Source organism: Lampropedia puyangensis (assembly GCF_004833285.1).
In the GTDB taxonomy this organism is placed as follows: Bacteria; Pseudomonadota; Gammaproteobacteria; order Burkholderiales; family Burkholderiaceae_C; genus Lampropedia; species Lampropedia puyangensis.
The window spans coordinates 12,178-29,462 of the sequence record NZ_STFG01000007.1; the positions used below are offsets into that span (position 1 = coordinate 12,178).

At 52.0% G+C, this 17,285-nt stretch carries 13 protein-coding genes; 10 read left to right on the forward strand and 3 right to left on the reverse strand.

The window, feature by feature from the left end; translation table 11 throughout:
• Nucleotides 1–76 precede the first annotated feature (76 nt).
• From E9531_RS08040 to E9531_RS08080, 9 genes are all read left to right on the forward strand, one after another.
• The gene (locus tag E9531_RS08040; RefSeq protein WP_136573367.1) at nt 77–1,468 is read left to right on the forward strand and encodes a sodium:proton antiporter; all 1,392 of its coding nucleotides are present in this window, start codon (nt 77–79) and stop codon (nt 1,466–1,468) included.
• A 23-nt stretch (nt 1,469–1,491) separates the two neighbouring features.
• A complete protein-coding gene (locus tag E9531_RS08045) occupies nt 1,492–2,472 on the forward strand; it encodes a 2-hydroxyacid dehydrogenase (protein WP_136573250.1) in 981 nt (326 codons plus the stop codon).
• A 158-nt stretch (nt 2,473–2,630) separates the two neighbouring features.
• Entirely contained in the window at nt 2,631–4,145 is a 1,515-nt protein-coding gene (locus E9531_RS08050) for a DNA recombination protein RmuC (RefSeq protein ID WP_136573251.1), read from the forward strand.
• 399 nt (nt 4,146–4,544) lie between these two features.
• Entirely contained in the window at nt 4,545–6,833 is a 2,289-nt protein-coding gene (locus tag E9531_RS08055) for a pertactin-like passenger domain-containing protein (RefSeq protein WP_158291739.1), read from the forward strand.
• Nucleotides 6,834–7,105: 272 nt separating this feature from the next.
• Complete coding sequence (locus tag E9531_RS08060) at nt 7,106–7,867, forward strand: SapC family protein (RefSeq protein WP_136573253.1); 762 nt, start codon at nt 7,106–7,108, stop codon at nt 7,865–7,867.
• A gap of 41 nt (nt 7,868–7,908) precedes the next feature.
• Nucleotides 7,909–8,553 carry a GNAT family protein gene (locus E9531_RS08065; RefSeq protein WP_136573254.1) on the forward strand — a complete coding sequence of 215 codons (645 nt, stop codon included), beginning with the start codon at nt 7,909–7,911 and terminating at the stop codon, nt 8,551–8,553.
• The gene (locus E9531_RS08070; protein WP_136573255.1) at nt 8,546–10,318 is read left to right on the forward strand and encodes an AMP-binding protein; all 1,773 of its coding nucleotides are present in this window, start codon (nt 8,546–8,548) and stop codon (nt 10,316–10,318) included. Before E9531_RS08065 ends, E9531_RS08070 begins: the two co-directional genes overlap by 8 nt.
• Nucleotides 10,315–10,560 carry an acyl carrier protein gene (locus E9531_RS08075; protein WP_136573256.1) on the forward strand — a complete coding sequence of 82 codons (246 nt, stop codon included), beginning with the start codon at nt 10,315–10,317 and terminating at the stop codon, nt 10,558–10,560. The genes E9531_RS08070 and E9531_RS08075 overlap by 4 nt, the downstream gene beginning before the upstream one ends.
• A gap of 10 nt (nt 10,561–10,570) precedes the next feature.
• Complete coding sequence (locus E9531_RS08080) at nt 10,571–11,854, forward strand: cytochrome P450 (protein WP_136573257.1); 1,284 nt, start codon at nt 10,571–10,573, stop codon at nt 11,852–11,854.
• A gap of 28 nt (nt 11,855–11,882) precedes the next feature.
• Here E9531_RS08080 and E9531_RS08085 read toward each other — a convergent pair whose 3' ends face one another.
• The gene (locus E9531_RS08085) at nt 11,883–13,082 is read right to left on the reverse strand and encodes a benzoate/H(+) symporter BenE family transporter (protein ID WP_136573258.1); all 1,200 of its coding nucleotides are present in this window, start codon (nt 13,080–13,082) and stop codon (nt 11,883–11,885) included.
• Between the two features lie 103 nt (nt 13,083–13,185).
• Between E9531_RS08085 and pdxR the strand changes: the two genes are divergently transcribed.
• Complete coding sequence (gene pdxR, locus E9531_RS08090; protein ID WP_136573259.1) at nt 13,186–14,706, forward strand: MocR-like pyridoxine biosynthesis transcription factor PdxR; 1,521 nt, start codon at nt 13,186–13,188, stop codon at nt 14,704–14,706.
• Nucleotides 14,707–14,828: 122 nt separating this feature from the next.
• Here the strand turns inward: pdxR and hflC are convergent, their stop codons facing one another.
• Both hflC and hflK read right to left on the reverse strand, forming a co-directional pair.
• Nucleotides 14,829–15,770, reverse strand: a complete 942-nt coding sequence (gene hflC, locus E9531_RS08095) for a protease modulator HflC (RefSeq protein WP_136573260.1) — start codon at nt 15,768–15,770, stop codon at nt 14,829–14,831.
• Between the two features lie 27 nt (nt 15,771–15,797).
• Nucleotides 15,798–17,231, reverse strand: a complete 1,434-nt coding sequence (hflK, locus tag E9531_RS08100) for an FtsH protease activity modulator HflK (protein ID WP_136573261.1) — start codon at nt 17,229–17,231, stop codon at nt 15,798–15,800.
• Nucleotides 17,232–17,285 lie beyond the last annotated feature (54 nt).

Consider the following 17,285-nt stretch of genomic DNA (forward strand, 5'->3'; position numbering starts at 1 on the left):
TTCTCTATCTCATTGCCCACGCATGTCTGATTCCCGCACCGAGCGCCTCTCCCCCCTTCGTCTTCCCTGTAAGTCCATGCTGCTTACAGCGCTTGGTTTGTTTGCCTCTGGCGCGCAAGCAGCCAGCCTTGATGGATCATCTCTGAGTTTGTGGTGGGGCATTCCATTTGCTGGCGTTTTACTGTCGATTGCGCTGTTTCCTTTGCTGGCAAGCCATGTTTGGCACCACCATTTCGGCAAAATCACTGCGGTTTGGGCGCTCGCTTTTCTCATTCCATTCGCCTTTGTGTATGGTGCCCACACGGCAACGGCCAGTGTGGTGCATGCCTTGTTGGCCGAATACATCCCCTTCGTATTGCTGCTCACGGCTCTGTACACGATCTCTGGTGGCATCTACCTGCGCGGCAACCTGCGCGGAACGCCAGCGCTTAACACGGCCATTTTGGCCCTGGGCACGCTGCTGGCAAGCGTCATGGGGACCACTGGCGCATCGATGTTATTGATTCGCCCACTGCTGCGCGCCAACGATGATCGCAAGCACCGCGCCCATGTGGTGATTTTCTTTATTTTCCTGGTCTCCAACATTGGCGGCTCTCTCACCCCCTTGGGCGACCCGCCCCTGTTCTTGGGCTTTCTCAAAGGCATTAGCTTCTTCTGGACTGCGCAGCATATCTGGCCAGAAACCCTGTTCTTGGTCGTCATTTTGCTGGGCTTGTTTTACGCCCTTGACAGCTGGTTCTACCGCAATGAACCGCGAACCCAGTTCGACCCTACCCCCACCGATACAGAATCCCTGCGCATTGAAGGCGGGCTCAACTTCATTTTGCTCGCAGCCGTAGTAGGCCTGGTACTGATGAGCGGCATCTGGAAGCCCGCTTTCAGCATTGACATCATGGGTACGGTGGTTGGGCTGCAAAGCATCGTGCGCGATGTAGGTTTTATCGTACTCGCCTTGCTATCATTGAAATTAACAGCCAAACGCATCCACGAAGCCAACCAATTCAACTGGGCGCCTATGGAAGAAGTTGCCAAGCTGTTTGCGGGCATTTTCCTCACCATCATCCCGGTCATTGCCATGCTGCAAGCTGGTACCAATGGCGCTTTTGCAGGTATCGTCAACTTAGTTACAGCAAGCGACGGCGAACCCATTCCGGCCATGTACTTCTGGGCCACCGGGCTACTGAGTGGCTTCCTGGACAACGCCCCCACCTACCTCGTATTTTTCAATACTGCCGGAGGTGATGCAGCCGAACTCATGACCTCGCTGGCAGCCACACTTACGGCAGTGTCAGCAGGTTCCGTGTTCATGGGGGCGCTCAGCTATATCGGCAATGCGCCCAACCTCATGGTCAAAGCCATTGCCGAAGACCGTGGCGTGGCCATGCCCAGCTTCTTTGGCTACATCGTCTGGTCCTTCGGTATTTTGATTCCGCTGTACTTGCTGGTTACCTGGATCTGGTATCTCTAATTTTTTTTCAGTAAGGAACAACCATGTCCGAACGCCCGCACATTCTCGTTGCCAGCCCCACCTTCCCAGAGGTACTGGACAAACTGCGGCAACACTTTGATGTTGAACCCAACCTCTCAGACGACGCGTGGACTGGCGAGGCCTTTACGTCACGTCTGCCAGGCAAAGTCGGTGCATTTTTAACCGGCGCGCAAACCGTCAATGCGGAGGTATTGGCCCATGCACCGGATTTGAAAATGGTGGCCAACATGGCTGTGGGCTACAACAACCTCGAGATTCCTGCACTGGAACAAGCAGGTGTTGTAGCAAGCAACACCCCTGATGTACTCACCGAAACCACCGCTGACTTTGGCTTCGCCCTGCTGATGGCCACGGCACGCCGCGTCACTGAAGCAGAACACTACTTACGCGCAGGCCACTGGGGCAAATGGAGCTATGACTTGCTGCTAGGCAGTGAAGTGCATGGCAGCACGCTCGGCATCATTGGCATGGGTCGCATTGGCCAGGGCATTGCACGCCGGGGGGTGCATGGCTTTGGAATGAGCCTGATCTACCACAACCGCTCCCAGCTCGACGCGGCCACCGAGTCTGAGCTCAAAGCCCACTACGCCCCCACCAAAGAAGAAGTGCTACGCCAAGCCGACCATGTGGTGCTGGTCTTGCCCTACACACCAGCGGCTTACCACCTGATTGGTGCTGCGGAAATCGCTTTGATGAAACCCACCGCAACCCTCATCAACATCGCGCGCGGCGGAATTGTCGATGACAAAGCCTTGGCCCAAGCGCTTCAGGCAGGCACCATTGCTGCGGCAGGGCTCGATGTGTTTGAAGGCGAGCCCGCCTTCGCCAAGGAGCTGCTGGAGTGCAACAATGTCGTGCTCACGCCGCACATTGCCAGTGCCACCCGTACAACACGCCTGAAAATGGCCCACTTGGCAGCCGACAACCTGATCGCGTTCTTCACAACAGGCCAAGCGCTTACACCCGTAACGACTGCCCGCTAATCCGTGATTCATTAGTGCAGCCGGTCGCAAAATACACGACTCGGCTGCACTCGACGGCATTAGCATTGCCGCGTGTAGGAGCGCGACATGCATTAAGAGGCGCTGTCCATTACTCGTTTGGCATGACAATGCCATCATTTCCCCTATGAGTCAGCACGATGGCAGCCCTCTCCACTCTTCCTCTTTGGCTCACCATAACGGCCATTCTTGGTGCAGGCCTTGTCTTGGGTTGTATGCTGGGCTACTGGTGGGCCAAACAACAATGGCGCAGCCTTGAGACACTGCGACAACACGATTGGCAAAACCAGCTTGAACGCGAACAAGCGCTGTGGCAATCACAAGTCGAGCACCTTCGCCAGGAACAACGCAGCCAGCAGCAGCAAGCCCTCACCTGGCGCGAAGCACTGGACACTGCCCGTGATGAAAGAGCGCAGTGGCAAGAGCGCGCCCAACTCGCCGCAACGCTGGAGCAGCAACTCAAGCAGCAACGCGCCGCTACCGCACAAGCACAAGACGCATTGGCCCGGCTGCAAAGCGACCATGCCGCATTAAGCGCCATCCACGAAGAACAAGGCATTCAAGCCAAAGAACGACTGGCTTTTCTGGAGCAGGCCCAACACAGCCTGACACACCAATTCCAAGCGATGGCGCAAACCATTATGGAAGAGAAAAGCCAACGTTTCATGGAACAAAATCAGCAAGGCATTGGCCAATTGCTCGAACCACTACGCCACCGCCTGCAAGACTTTCAAGGCCGCGTGGAACAGTTTTATGACGCAGAAGGCAAGCAACGTGCAGCCCTGTCTCAGCAAGTGCATGACCTGATGGGGCTGAACAAACGCCTGTCTGATGAGGCCCACAACCTGACCAAAGCCCTCAAAGGCTCCAGCAAAACCCAAGGCAATTGGGGCGAAGCCTTACTGGAGCGCATTCTGGAGCAAGCAGGCCTGCGCCAAGGGCAAGACTACGACAAGCAAGTCAGCCATACCTGGGACGATGGCCGCCGCGCCCAACCTGATGTGGTCATCCATTTGCCGGGTCAGCGCCATCTTGTGGTGGATGCCAAAGTTTCCCTCACGGCCTACGAACGCTGGAGCACGCTTGAGCAGGAGGCACCACCGGCTAACGCAGCAAACGATGCCCCCTATGCCAACCAGCGCCGCGCAGCACTGCGCCAGCACATCGAATCAGTACGCACCCACATCAAGCAATTGTCTGAGCGCTCGTACCAGCACATCCATGGTCTACAAGCTTTGGACTTTGTAATTTTGTTTGTGCCCATTGAACCGGCGTTGATGCTGGCCATCCATGAAGACGAGCGTTTAAACCAAGACGCATGGCAGCGCAACGTCTTGCTGGCATCCCCGTCGACATTGCTGTTTGTGTTGCGTACCGTGGCACACCTCTGGCGGCAAGAGGCACAAACCCGCAATGCACAAGAAATCGCCCGCAAAGGCGCGCAACTCTACGACCGGTTAGTCGCATTCGTCGCGGAGCTGGAAAAGCTTGGCACCCAACTGAATGCAGCCCAACAGTCCTATACCCAAGCCATGCACCGCCTCGCCATACAAAAAGGCAATGTCATTCGCGAAGCAGAACAACTGCGTGATTTAGGTGTACAGCCCAGTAAATCATTGCCTGACACACTCATCCATACGTCTTCGACTCGGTAATCGGCATACGCAGCCATCAGTGATGGCACAAAGTCCTTCGCCTTCAGCAATTGCAAAGGCGTAAAAACGTATGTTCCCCCATCTAACAGCAACAACACGCAAGCTTACTGCTGCTTCGTGCTTGATTTCTGCAATATCAACCAGGCAAGCACAGCACCATTCCTCAACACAAAAAACAACAATTGTTACCAAATAAAAGTAATGCTATCATTTGGTTGCATTTTTGTTTCTTGATCAGAAAATAAGCCGTTAAGCATATTTCCGCGAGGAGGTCGTTGATAGTTCTGCGCATTGTTCTTGTTCCCAACCAATCTCTGCATCATGCAAGCAAAGAGCGCAAGACGCCATCAACCCGCATCACTTAGTGTCAGAGACACTGCAGTAAAGGCATCGATTTTCATGAAAACACATCGCTCACCCACTCACAAACGAACCATGATAGGCAAAGCTTTGATTGCTGCTTTTGCCGTCGCTTCCAGTGGCAGCGTTTTAGCGCAAACGAACTATTGGGTCGGCCCCGGTGACTTTACTGACGAAGACGCTTGGAGTGCAGCAAGCACTAATGTGCCCGGCGCCAATGTTGTCAACGATATAAGTGCCACTTGGGGGCTTGATAGCTCTAACAACAGTGTATACCTCGGTAGTGCGTTCTACATTGGGCATGCCGCAGAGGGTTCACTGAACATTAACTCCAGTGATTTCGGCTCCATCAGTATTGATATTGATGAAACAACATCAGGAATTGATCCTGCACCTTCAACTTTAGACCAATATGTCGATCCTTTCTTCCGAGTTGGGGATGCGGAAGGGCACGGTCATCTGAGAATTAACGTTCAATCAACGCCAACAGGAAGCGGAGGAAGCGGCACCGTCAGACTGTATGTGGAAGAGGTAGGTTTAGGGGTCGGGCTCGGCAATAAAAGCGAGGGGATCGTTGATGTACTGGGTTCTGGGAAAACACTTGACCAAATGACAAATGGTTCCCCTAATATGGTGGGCTTTTTCCACACCCAGCAGAACAGTGTTATTGGGCATGATGGCGGCGAGGGGAAAGTTAATCTCGATGGCGCAGGCCTTGGGTTCACGCCCAACGTCTATAACGGCCCACTCCCTCTTTTCATGGTCGGCGATGGTGGGTCCTCAAAAGGCAGCATTAATGTACTGAATAATGGGAAGCTGTCGGTCGGAGACTCGTACTCTGGAGACACGACTGACATTGCAGATCAATTACCGCTTAGCTTTATTGGCAATCGTTCTGGAGAAGGCACAGTTACTGTAGAGTCATCCGCATCCGGGGAGTTCGGCAACCAAGCCAGCTTTAACCTTGGTCTGGTCGTTGGTAGCGCTAGTGGTAACGGTACACTGAATGTTCTCGCGAACGGAAAAGCAACTATTTCGAATGGGCCAACAAGCACATCGAATGGAACTTGCTCTGCTACGGACCCAAATCTTCCGCTTGCTTCCGTACCCCTGCAAATCAGTGCTGACAACACCGCAAGTGGGCTTGTGCGGGTTTCTGGGACAAATGCTCAATTGATCGTAGCAGGTCTCACCAACAATGCCGACGATACAGTGCCAACTGTGATTCAAGAAAATACTATTGGTCAAATTAGCATTGGAACTGGCGGCTCTCTGATAACGGAAAACAATGCAGTAATTAAAGTGGGAGTAAACCACTTAACGAGGGTTAGCACAGGGGCACCCAACTGGGAGACATACGGGAACCGAGTATCAGTCGGAGGTTTAGGCCCGATTATTGCCTCTGGTGCAGGGCAAATTGTGTACGGATCAGAAACAACAACCCCCACAGCAGCTGGCTCTATTGAGGCATCATTGATCAATCTGAATTCAGCCGATGCCCAGGTTGCATTCAATCACACGGGATCACTGACTTTTAACATCCCTCTTTCAGGCACAGGCAAGCTGACGCAGCAAGCAGGGACCACCACCATTTCAGGCGACATTGTTGAGTTCCCTTCAGCTGCATTAACCACGAATAAATTTGAATTTGATACCACACCGGACTGCAAGCCAGACATTGCAGATGGCTATTTGCCAGACCACGCAGCATTCACGGGTGGGATTGATGTGCAAGGCGGCACGTTAACTCTTCCATCCAACGATGTTCTACCATACCTATCGACTACCAACATTAGTGGTGGTACGTTATTGCAAGGTGGTACAGACCAAAACTTAGGTGCTGTGACTCAAACAGGCGGTGTAATTCAATTGACTGGCGGTACGACTTCACAAGCTACAGATACAGCCACCGCTACCTCTTGGGCTGGTAGCAACGGCACCGTTGCCCTTGACACTGTGTTGGGACTTGATGGAAACGATAGCGATAAGCTGCACATCACAGGTCCAATCAGCGGTACAACACTCTTGCACATCAGCAATCTGGGGGGCACCGGAGCACAAACAACAGCTGATGGCATTCTGGTTGTTCAAGCAGATGTAGCTCATCCAGATGACAGCTTCGCCCTCGCCACACCTGTCATTGCAAATGGATTTGAATATACGCTGAAACAAACGGGAAATAACTGGTATCTAGTCTCGAGCCCTACTGCAGTTCAACCCTCTGTCGTGGCAAAACCAGTCCCGTCCATGTCCGGACTGGGCTTGCTTGGATTGGGATCACTGTTGGCTGCATTCTCCGCTTTCTCTTTGAGAAGACGTCAACGGTAATAGCTTATATCTACTAGTGCACGATCACCAAACCTTTCATGTTTGCTGAGAACCAATAAGCATATTGGTACGCAAGCATGGAGGGTGAGGGTATCAGCACAATATTTCTCGCAACATGCGAAGTACGTGTGAATACACTGATGTAACAACACATGACTTATGGTGTGACGCACAGTCTGTCCAAACTACAAACTAGACCTTGCAATAGCTTGCACCATTTTCACCAAATCACCGCGACCGTACTCTTTTCCATAAACGCCTCACGTTAGCCTATGACAACTGCAGTCGCGCAGCCTGCTGCACCGATTTTTTACAACTCGTTGACAGCACTAGATTCCACCCTTCATTTGGGCTGGGGCGTTCGCAATCAGACATGCCTGTTGACTGCTGCAAAGGCCAATGCTATTCCTTTAGGGGTGAGTGAGTTCTGGTACGCCAGCGCGCATTACCCCATCGTGTTTGGTCCAGCCGGAGCCAGTGTTTTCCCTGTTGCGATTACTGCTATCGTTGAAGGTCACAATCTATTCATTGACGAACAAGGGGAATGGGCAGCTGACACCTATATTCCGGCTTGGTTACGCCGATATCCGTTCTGGATGCAGCCTGACCCTGATGGAGAGAATGCCAGCCTGTGGTTCGACCCCAGTGCCCAGCAAGTGGTGCCTTTGCATGAATTTGCAGATGCCAAGCCACTTTTTGATTTTTTAGGTAACCCTAACTTGGCCTTGGAGCGAATCATTCAGTTTTGCAAACAATGCCAAGCGGATACCAACCACACTTATGCATTCATGCAGGCGCTGGAGGCACACGAGCTTTTACTTGATCGGCAAGTATCAGTTGAGCTTTCACCTGGTAATACTTACTCGCTCAGAGGATTTCGAGTGATTGATATGGCCAAATACCATCAGTTACCTGATGCGGTATTGGCACAGTGGGTACGCCATGGCTGGACATCGCTTATCGCGTTGCACCAAGTCTCTTTGCAACACAATTGGCAGAAGCTTCTCACTCTCCACCGCCGTTTGAATGACTAAAGTCACCATCGCTTTTTTAAAGTTTCAACATAGAACGTAGTATGAGTACTGGCGGTTTCCGAATTCCATTACGCAAAGCCCAAAACAATACGGCCTCAAACAAGAGCGCAGGAAGTCCGATTTATATTGAAACACCGCATCTCATCACGCGTAGTCTGGTTGCCGCTGATGTAACGCCTGAATTCGCTCAATGGTTTAACGATGCGCAAATGCTTCAAGGTTTGAACTTATCGGCCCTGCATTTTTCTGTTGATGGCTTGCGCGCCTTTGTGGCCAGCTTTGACAACGTGCAGCACTATTTAATTGGTATTTTCAGCAAGCTCGAAGACAAGCTATTGGGTTTTTACAATTTCAGTATCAATCCGCAGCATCGCATCGCAACGCTAACACTTGGCGCAGACCCGCAGATCAAAACCGGACGGGAAGTGTTCTGGGAGTCCTGGTTCCCTTTATGTGATGAGGTATTCGACCACAGAGGCGTGGACAAAATCACATCAAGGGTGCTGAGCAGTAACCGTAAATTGTTGTTCACTTTGATTGAAACCGAGCACTTTGTGTATGAAGCAACATTGAAACAAGAAATTCTCGGCCAAGATGGCAAACGTCTCGATGTGATGGTCTTGTCGTGCTTCAAAGATCTTGCTCTGCGCCCTAACCCCAAGGGCTCTTCAGAGAAAAATGCGTGAACGGAAAGTAGGCGGCTTCGCACATTTACTGGAAGCGTTGTGCTATGCAGCTGAAGTTCCCAGTCAACGCTTGAGCTGGTTTGACAGCACGGGACAACTGGCAGATACCTTGACCTACGCTCAACTGCTACAAAGAACAGAACACTTTGCACAGGCACTCACGCAACGCACGGCACATGCAGAGATAAACTCCAACGCTATTGCACAAAGAATAGGCATCATTGCTCACACGGGGCCAGATTTTTTGGCTTTATTTTGCGCATGCCAATGGATTGGAGCCATTCCCTGCCCACTGCCTGTCTTGGGTGTATTACAAGACGCCGAGCGATATACCCAGAGTTTGCAAAACATGTGCGTAGCAGCCGGGATCTCCACAGTACTTGTACCGCCATCATTGAAAAAAGTACTGCAAACCCCTGCCCTCGCTGGCATTGCCTGCATCTCGTTTGATGAACTTGCCTGCTCTACTTCTGGCACGCGCATGCCAACCCCAACGGTGGCCCCCATACTGCCTGATGCGATTGCCTATGTTCAGTTCAGCTCAGGTTCAACCGGTCAGCCTAAAGGGGTTGCCATTTCACATGCAGCGCTTATGCACAATGTCGATGCGATTCTTCAGCATGGCATGAAATTAACAGAGGACGACTGCGCATTTTCATGGTTGCCGTACTTCCATGATATGGGACTGGTCGGCTTCGTTTTGGCGCCATTGTGCGGACAAGTCAGTGTTGATTACTTAGCACCGGCAGCGTTTGCCAGAAGGCCTTATTTGTGGCTGAACCTGATGGCCGAACGTGGAAGCACCATCACATACGCGCCGAACTTTGCATGGCGCCTAGCAGCCCAGTGTGCTGAAAAAGTATCCCCAGAACGTCAGCTACATGCCATTCGCATTGCTGGTATTGGCGGTGACTATGTCGATTACGGCGCACTGGTAGCCTTCAAAGAGGTTTTTGAAAAACATGGCTTTGATGCCAATGCCTTCAAACCAAGTTACGGCCTTGCTGAAGCGACATTGGCAGTGACAATGTGCCACGCCCCTTTTATCCAGCAATGCGCATACTTTTCACTCGATGAAGTATCACACCAGGTAAAAGAAGTGCTGCCCGATACGCCAGACGCAAAACCTTTGGTCAACTGCGGCTTACCCCTTACAGATTGGACGATTCACATCCTCGATGATGCAGGGCAGCCCTTACCACCGGGTGTTGAAGGCGCCATCAATTTGCAGGGCAGCGCACAGCTTAGCGGTTATTTTAAAAACGGGCACCTTGAGCATACAGTGGCTGCACAGCCTATATCGACTGGTGACAGAGGCTTTCTCAGCACCGATGGGGCGCTCTACATCACCGGTCGCAGCAAAGACATGATCGTGATCAATGGACGCAATATCTGGCCATTGGATGTTGAACTGGCGGTGCATGAGCAAACACTCATTGCCCTTGAGCATATGCAATTGATACAGGTGCACGCATCAAACAACCATACGCCACAACTGCATTTACTAGTGCATGAGAAAGCACTTCGCCAGCACGGCGGTAGCGGCATACTCAACGCCATAGAAACCACTGCGACAGCAACAGCTGGCGCAAAAGTCATCGCCTCACTGGTGCCCAATGGCATGATTGCCTACACTTCATCAGGAAAGAAAGCCCGCGCTTTAACCGCTAGCCGCTTCACTGCACAATCAGAAATACCGCTCTCCATACCAGAGCAAGCCGATGGTTTGCCAACCAACTTTTCTCAAACTAAAACTACGCCATGAGCCACCCACAACTGCCGACCATCCAACGAATCATTTCTGAAAGCTTACTGATTCCTGCCGACCGTATTGCGCTGGAAAATCCTATTGCCGGCCTGCACAACATCGACAGTCTTTCCTTTGAAATGATCATTGTGGCAATGGAGGCAGAATCGGGAAAGTCCATCGAGCCCGAAAATCTGATGCCGCTCAAAACAGTGGGGGATTTGGCCGATTTATTAAACAAGTTAAAACAAACGTCCTGAACAAGCACCTATGAGCCAGACCGACACTGCATCAAATTTTTGTCATGAAATTTATGAGTTGGCGCGCCGCTGGCCCAAACAGAATCAAGTTCGTGCGCAGCCTGATGGTCGCCGCCTGTTGATTATTCAGAATCTGGATGATGCAGACAGGATCATGCGTCGCAATGCTGACAATTACTTTAAAAACTCAAAATGGTTGTCCCAAGTCGCAGGCAACTCCCGCCTCACTGCCGATAGCGAGGCTTGGAAATTTCGCCAAAAAATTTCTCAACCATTTTTTGGGAAGTACGACCATACAAGGGCATTTGCGATCAGCAACATTCAGGCTAGGGCAATTGCAGAAGCGCTTGTGAGTAGCCAAGACTCGACGACACTCAATGAGCACGTCATCCATCAAGGAATGGCCTCAATTTTTACGCAAATGTTTTTGGAGATGGAGCTTGTGCAACTGCCCATATCCCACGACAGTCCTTCCCAATTAGTGGAACTGGCTTCTGCCTATGCTTTCGTTGCGCCAGGACAGGAAAAAAACCTCGAAAACAAAGAGCACATTCGAAAAATCCTGCAACTGCGCAAAAGCATCTTTGACGCACTCGCTCCGCTGCGCGACGATACATCACTCAAGAGTCCATTATTGAAGGCCATACTCAATGCTGAATCGGAAAAAAATTCCGACTTCTCGCTGGAAAAGGAACTCCCTACGCTAATAGATGCCGGCACGGATACAGCCGCTTACTCGGTAGGCTGGGGCCTGCATCTTTTGGCAGCATACCCCAAACTGCAAGAGCGCCTATATCAAAGTCTCAGCCACATCTATGCCAGCAATGCAGATAATCCTCAAGCATTGCAGTCAGCCATTGCACAGCACAGTGAACTACGGGGATTCATTGCAGAACTTCTGCGTCTCTACCCCCCGCTCCCATTCGTAACTAGGTTAGCGCACGCGAACGATCAACTCTCTGACATTGATGTGATTGCCGGTGATGTGGTTGTCGTATCACTAGTCGGCGTCAACAATAAAGCGTTAGAGCGAGACGATCCTTGGGTACCAAATATTGATGCAGCCATTAAAGAAGGGTATGGCATGGGTACTGGCTCGATTTCAAGCTTTGTATGGGGCAAACGTGTATGCGGCGGTCGCAGTTTTGCGTTAGTGGAATTGGCCACTGTATTGAGTGTACTGATTGCACAACTCAAAATTGAGTTCAGTGAAGACAAGCCGGTGGCGTATGAATGGGTTGGGCAAATGCGGCGTAAAGGGGGGCACCCTCTACGCGTTAGCCGCCGCACCTAAAGCAATACGTACATGAGAACCATGCCTGTTATTTCTTACGCTTGTGCCACGTACCATTAAGCACCGCACACGCTAAAAGTCCCACCACCAATCCCCAAAACGCACCGCCAATTCCCCATAAATTGACGTTGGCTGCAGCCGCTAAGAAGGTAATCAATGCGGCTTCTCGGGTCTTGGCATCGGCCATTGCACTGGCCAAACTGGAGCCAATAGTGCCCAGCAAAGCCAAGCCCGCAAGGGTGGTGATAAAGCTAGCAGGAAACGCCATGAATACTGCAGCCAACGTCACCCCAAACACCCCGACCAAAATGTAGAAAACCCCTGCAGCAATGCCCGCAACCCAACGCTTGCCGGGCTCCTCGTGTGCCTCCTTTCCTGTACAGATAGCAGCTGTGATCGCCGCCAGATTAAAAGCATGCGAACCAAAGGGCGCCATCAACAAAGAGCCCAATCCCGTCAGCGCGACAATCGGGTTGGCACTGGTGCTAAACCCGTCATTGCGCAGCACCAACATGCCCGGCATGTATTGTCCTGTCAGCGTAATCAAGAACAATGGCAGAGCCACATTCAGCATGGATTGCAACGTAAAAACTGGGCTGGTGAATACAGGTACTGCCAATTGCAGTCGTACATCCGACAAATCAATGCGATGCTGCACTAGCAGTATGAACAAACCCAAAAGCAAAATTCCCACCACGGCATAACGTGCGCATACCCGCTTAAAGACGATATAGGCAAGAATCAAACCACCAGCCAGCACTGGGTCTATGCTTAAAGCGCCAAAAGCCTTAAGACCAAACTGCAACAAAATACCAGCCAATAAGCCAGCACAAATGCTTGCAGGAATCAGGCGAATCACCCGTTCAAACCAGCCTGCCCACCCCAGCAAGAGAAAAGCAGCGGCAGACACCATATAAGCGCCCACCGCTTCAGCATAAGAAGTGCTAGCCAATGCCGTGACAAGAAATGCCGCAGCCGGTGTAGACCATGCCGTAATGATTGGCGCGCGGTATTTCCAACTCAACAAGACGCCAGTCACGCCAACGCCGATAGAAATAGACCAAACCCATGACGCTGTTAATGCAGGACTCAGTCCTGCCACTTGGGCGGCCTGAAACACGAGAATAAAGGTTCCACCGTAATTCACGATGACTGAAATCAATCCAGCGACAACAGGGTGGATGTAATCACGCCAACGCAAAAATGGGGCAACGATAAGAGATGACATGGTGCTGTAGTGCTTTCTCAAAAAATAGCGTCTATCAAAGCGTTTTTATAGTTCTGAAATGGACTGATAATCCATGCCATTTATGAAGTGATATACAGACCAATTGTTTAAACATGCACAACTTGAATCAGTCAAAGCGTGGATCAAAGACCCTAGCCATGCGCGTTTGCCATTGCATGCACGCCTACAGCGCGCACTTCGCCAATTAATACTTGAAGGAGCGCTCGAAGCGGGTAAACCACTGCCAGCCACGCGCGCACTTGCCTTGTCGCTTGAAGTGTCACGCGATACAGTCGAATCGGCCTACGGGCAGTTGCATGCGGAAGGTTTCATTGAGCGGAAAGTCGGCAGCGGCAGCTTTGTCTCAAACCGTGCAAGCCATCGTCCCAGCACAGGTATCAAAAGACGTTTCCCTCAACGCAATGCCCATGCAATGGGCGTTGCACTGCCTGCTCCGCAATTGAGTCAGCGCGGTATTGCCGTTTTACAAAACGGGGGCCTTCGGGACTTTGTGACTCCGCGCCCGTTTGCACCTGGCGTGCCGGAAACCCGCAACTTCCCTCTGCGCACGTGGGAGCGTCTACAGCGGCAGGTCCTGAAAGAACATGGCACCAACGCCTTGTTGCACAGCCCTCCACAAGGCATGGCAGTGCTGCGCGAAGCCATTGCAAACTATATCAATCTGGAGCGCGGTGCCCGAACTTCGCCTGAATGCGTACTTGTGCTCACCAGCTCACAACAGGCTTTTACGCTGTGCGCGAACGTGTTGTTTGATGCAGGCGAAGCCCTCTTTATAGAAGACCCTGCCTACCATGGCGCCCGCAAAGCCTTTCTAGCAGCAGGCCTGCAATGCTTGCCAGTCCCTGTTGATGGAAATGGCATCCAAATAAGCGAACTCAAACGTCTCTCATTACAAGCACAAAAGCCTCCTAAAGGGATTTGTCTCACCCCATCACACCAATTCCCCTCTGGCGCCACTTTGTCACTGGACCGCCGGCTGGCGGCGATTGAATGGGCCCAGCATAACCAAGGCTGGATCATTGAAGACGACTACGACAGCGAATTCCATTACGAAGGCAGGCCAACCGCTTGCGTACAAGGGCTTGATACGCACCAGAGAACCTTGTATATCGGCACCTTCACCAAATCGCTGTTCCCCGGTCTGCGCATTGGTTACATGGTCTTACCCCCACCATTGGTTGAACCGATGACCATTGCACGAACCTTGCTCGATGGCCACAGCGCCCCAATGGCCCAACTGACACTGGCACGTTTTATAGAAGCTGGGCACTATGGCGCGCACATCCGCACAATGCGGGCCGTCTATAAAGAAAGGCGCGATGTCCTTGCTGAGTTAATCGAGCAACACCTCAGTGACTGGGTTGTTGCCAAAACACCGGACGGCGGCATGCAAATGCTCTGTATTTGCAGGCAAAACCTTCCTGAACAACGCATCATTGCCAGCGCTCGATCTGCTGGCATTGACTTGCTCGGCTTATCCGAGCTCTATGCCAGTGCCCCCTGTCCCACAGGTTTTTTAATGGGATTTGCAGCCCATGCACCGCATGAATTACAAGCAGCCGTGATGCAGCTGGCCAAAATATTGCGTGCCTTAGCGGCATGAATCCACCGTTCGTGCAGCGCTGCTGCATGTCGATAATCGTATGACCATTACCGCAAAAAAATGCTGTACGAAAATGAATCCGTACAGCATGAGTGTTCGCTAGAGGAGCCAGCGCTCAAGCGTTACTTGGCGCCCGCGCCATCCGTGCGCATGGCCTTGAAAAACTCCGACTCTGCCGGGTTAAGCACCATCACATCGCCAGGTTGGCCCAAACTGTTGCGATAGGCTTGCAGGCTGCGATAGAACTGGGCAAATTCAGGATCCTTACCAAAGGCATCGGCAAATGTACGTGTTGCAGCACTATCGCCCACTGCACGTGTTTCCTGGGCTTCTTTGTAGGCATCTGCACGTGTTTTTGTTGCTTGACGTTCGGCATTGGCGCGAATACGTTCACCTTCTGCCAAGCCTTCTGAACGCAGGCGTTCCGCCTCACGGGCACGCTCAGCCTTCATTCGGTTGAAGACCGACTCGGTAATATCCTTGGAGTAATCCACGCGGGTAATACGCACATCGGCAATTTCTATCCCCCATGAGCCCACTACCGTACTCACACTTTGCCCATCAGCAGATTCTTGTGTGCGAGTAGCGCCTCCCACACTCTGGGAAACTTGCTTGAGCACCGCATCCATCAGTTCTTGACGCTGTTCAGACAACAACTGGCGCACAGTTCTGCGGTTGACTTCCTCTTGGAAAGCGCTGCGCACAACCCGGCTCAGCTGGGCCGCACCATCTTGCTCAGAACGTCCGACATTGCGGATATAGGCCTCTGGATCAGCAATACGCCAACGCACATACCAATCAATAACAACCCATTGCTTTTCTGCAGTCAAGGAAGGCTCTGTAGAGTTGCTTTCCAACGTCAGCAAACGGTTGTCCAAATAATCTACCGTTTGAAATGGAGACGGAAGCCACTTGAGATGCAAGCCCGGTTCTTTAACCACACGACGGATTTCACTCAACTGGTAAACCACGCCATATTGGCGTTCATTCACCACAAAAAACAAGGAGCTTGCCACTGCCAAAGCAACCAGCAGCGACACAAGCCAAAAGCCAATTCGATTCATGAAAAATACCTCTTTGCTCTCATTCCATCAACGCACTTCACGGCTAGGGCGGCGTTGCCCTGCAGGTGCAGATGGAGCCGAAGTACCGGCGGCTGATGGTGTTTGCACCGAAGGTGCTGTATTGGATACGGAAGCTGGGGCAGCAACTGACGACGCATTAGTGCTGCTTCGTGCCTGAGCGTTGCTTTGCTCCATCAATTTATCCAGCGGCAAATACATCAAACTGCTGGCGTTATTCGGATCGACCAGCACCTTGTTGCTGTTGCGGTAAACCTCTTCCATGGTTTCCAGGTACATGCGTTCGCGCGTCACACTTGGAGCGCGGCGGTACTCACCCAGCACGGCATCAAACCGTGCAGCATCACCTTGTGCTTGCGCAGTCACACGTTCACGATAACCTTCGGCCTCTTCCTTCATGCGTGAGGCCTCACCCACTGCACGAGGAATCACTTGGTTGGCGTAAGCTTCTGCTTCGTTCTTCACACGTTCACGTTCCTGATCCGCGCGCAACACATCATCAAATGCAGCACGAACCATCTCAGGTGGACGCACACCACTTGGCTGCATGTTGATGGCCACCACTTCCACGCCCACTTGGTAACGATCCAAAATGGCCTGCATCAAAGTACGCAGCGCAGGTGCAATGTCTTCACGTCGCCCTGCCAACGCCTCATCCATCGACATTTTGCCAACAACTTCGCGCACGGCAGACTCAGCTGAAGCTGCGATTGCACCAGGTTGGTTGGCGGTATTGAACAGCCAGTCTTCAGCGTTGTTAATACGGTATTGCACCGTGAAGAGAATCTCAACGATGTTTTCATCTTGGGTCAACATCGCATACTCGTTCAGCCCTGTCTCTTGCAACGTACGGCCACTGCCAATATCCATGGTCTTGATACGCATATCCACCATTTCATGGCCCCCGATTGGGGCTGGCAGGCGGTAATTCAAACCGGCAGAAACTGTGCGCTGGTATTTACCAAATGTGGTAATTACGGCTCGGTGACCTTCCTGCACAACAAAAAAGCCTGAAACCAACCACAAACCCACTAAGACGATAGCGACAATTCCGACCAAACCACCGGAAAGTGCTGGCGGCTTGATTCCTCCAGGAAAGCCACCGCCGCCATTGCGATTGCCGCCACCGGAAGGACGGTTACCACCACCGCCACCAAAGAGGTTGCCCAATTTGCGATTCAAATCACCCAGCAATTCCCCCAAGTCAGGCGGTTGTTGCTGGTCTTGTGGTCGTTGTGGAGAAGGTGGCCCACCCTGTGGACGTTGCTCTGGCGCAGAAGGTGGGGGTAATGGGGTTTGCTCAGGTTTGTGGCCAGCCCCCTCATCTGAGGAGCCTGCACGGTCACCTGAACCGCGCCCCCAACCGGGATCATTTAAATTAAAAAGCGCACGCAATCTTTCAAGAAAACGTGTCAAGCCTTGGCCGCGTGATGTTGCAGTCATTCACTCAGTCTCTTTGGTTCTAGAAATGGAGGGTGCCGTCGCTTTTGCAAGCTA

Coding starts and splice junctions, on each gene's coding strand:
- E9531_RS08040 (WP_136573367.1), top strand. CDS start 77: ATGCTGCTTACAGCGCTTGGTTTGTTTGCCTCTGGCGCGCAAGCAGCC.
- E9531_RS08045 (WP_136573250.1), top strand. CDS start 1,492: ATGTCCGAACGCCCGCACATTCTCGTTGCCAGCCCCACCTTCCCAGAG.
- E9531_RS08050 (WP_136573251.1), top strand. CDS start 2,631: ATGGCAGCCCTCTCCACTCTTCCTCTTTGGCTCACCATAACGGCCATT.
- E9531_RS08055 (WP_158291739.1), top strand. CDS start 4,545: ATGAAAACACATCGCTCACCCACTCACAAACGAACCATGATAGGCAAA.
- E9531_RS08060 (WP_136573253.1), top strand. CDS start 7,106: ATGACAACTGCAGTCGCGCAGCCTGCTGCACCGATTTTTTACAACTCG.
- E9531_RS08065 (WP_136573254.1), top strand. CDS start 7,909: ATGAGTACTGGCGGTTTCCGAATTCCATTACGCAAAGCCCAAAACAAT.
- E9531_RS08070 (WP_136573255.1), top strand. CDS start 8,546: ATGCGTGAACGGAAAGTAGGCGGCTTCGCACATTTACTGGAAGCGTTG.
- E9531_RS08075 (WP_136573256.1), top strand. CDS start 10,315: ATGAGCCACCCACAACTGCCGACCATCCAACGAATCATTTCTGAAAGC.
- E9531_RS08080 (WP_136573257.1), top strand. CDS start 10,571: ATGAGCCAGACCGACACTGCATCAAATTTTTGTCATGAAATTTATGAG.
- E9531_RS08085 (WP_136573258.1), bottom strand. CDS start 13,082: ATGTCATCTCTTATCGTTGCCCCATTTTTGCGTTGGCGTGATTACATC.
- hflC (WP_136573260.1), bottom strand. CDS start 15,770: ATGAATCGAATTGGCTTTTGGCTTGTGTCGCTGCTGGTTGCTTTGGCA.
- hflK (WP_136573261.1), bottom strand. CDS start 17,231: ATGACTGCAACATCACGCGGCCAAGGCTTGACACGTTTTCTTGAAAGA.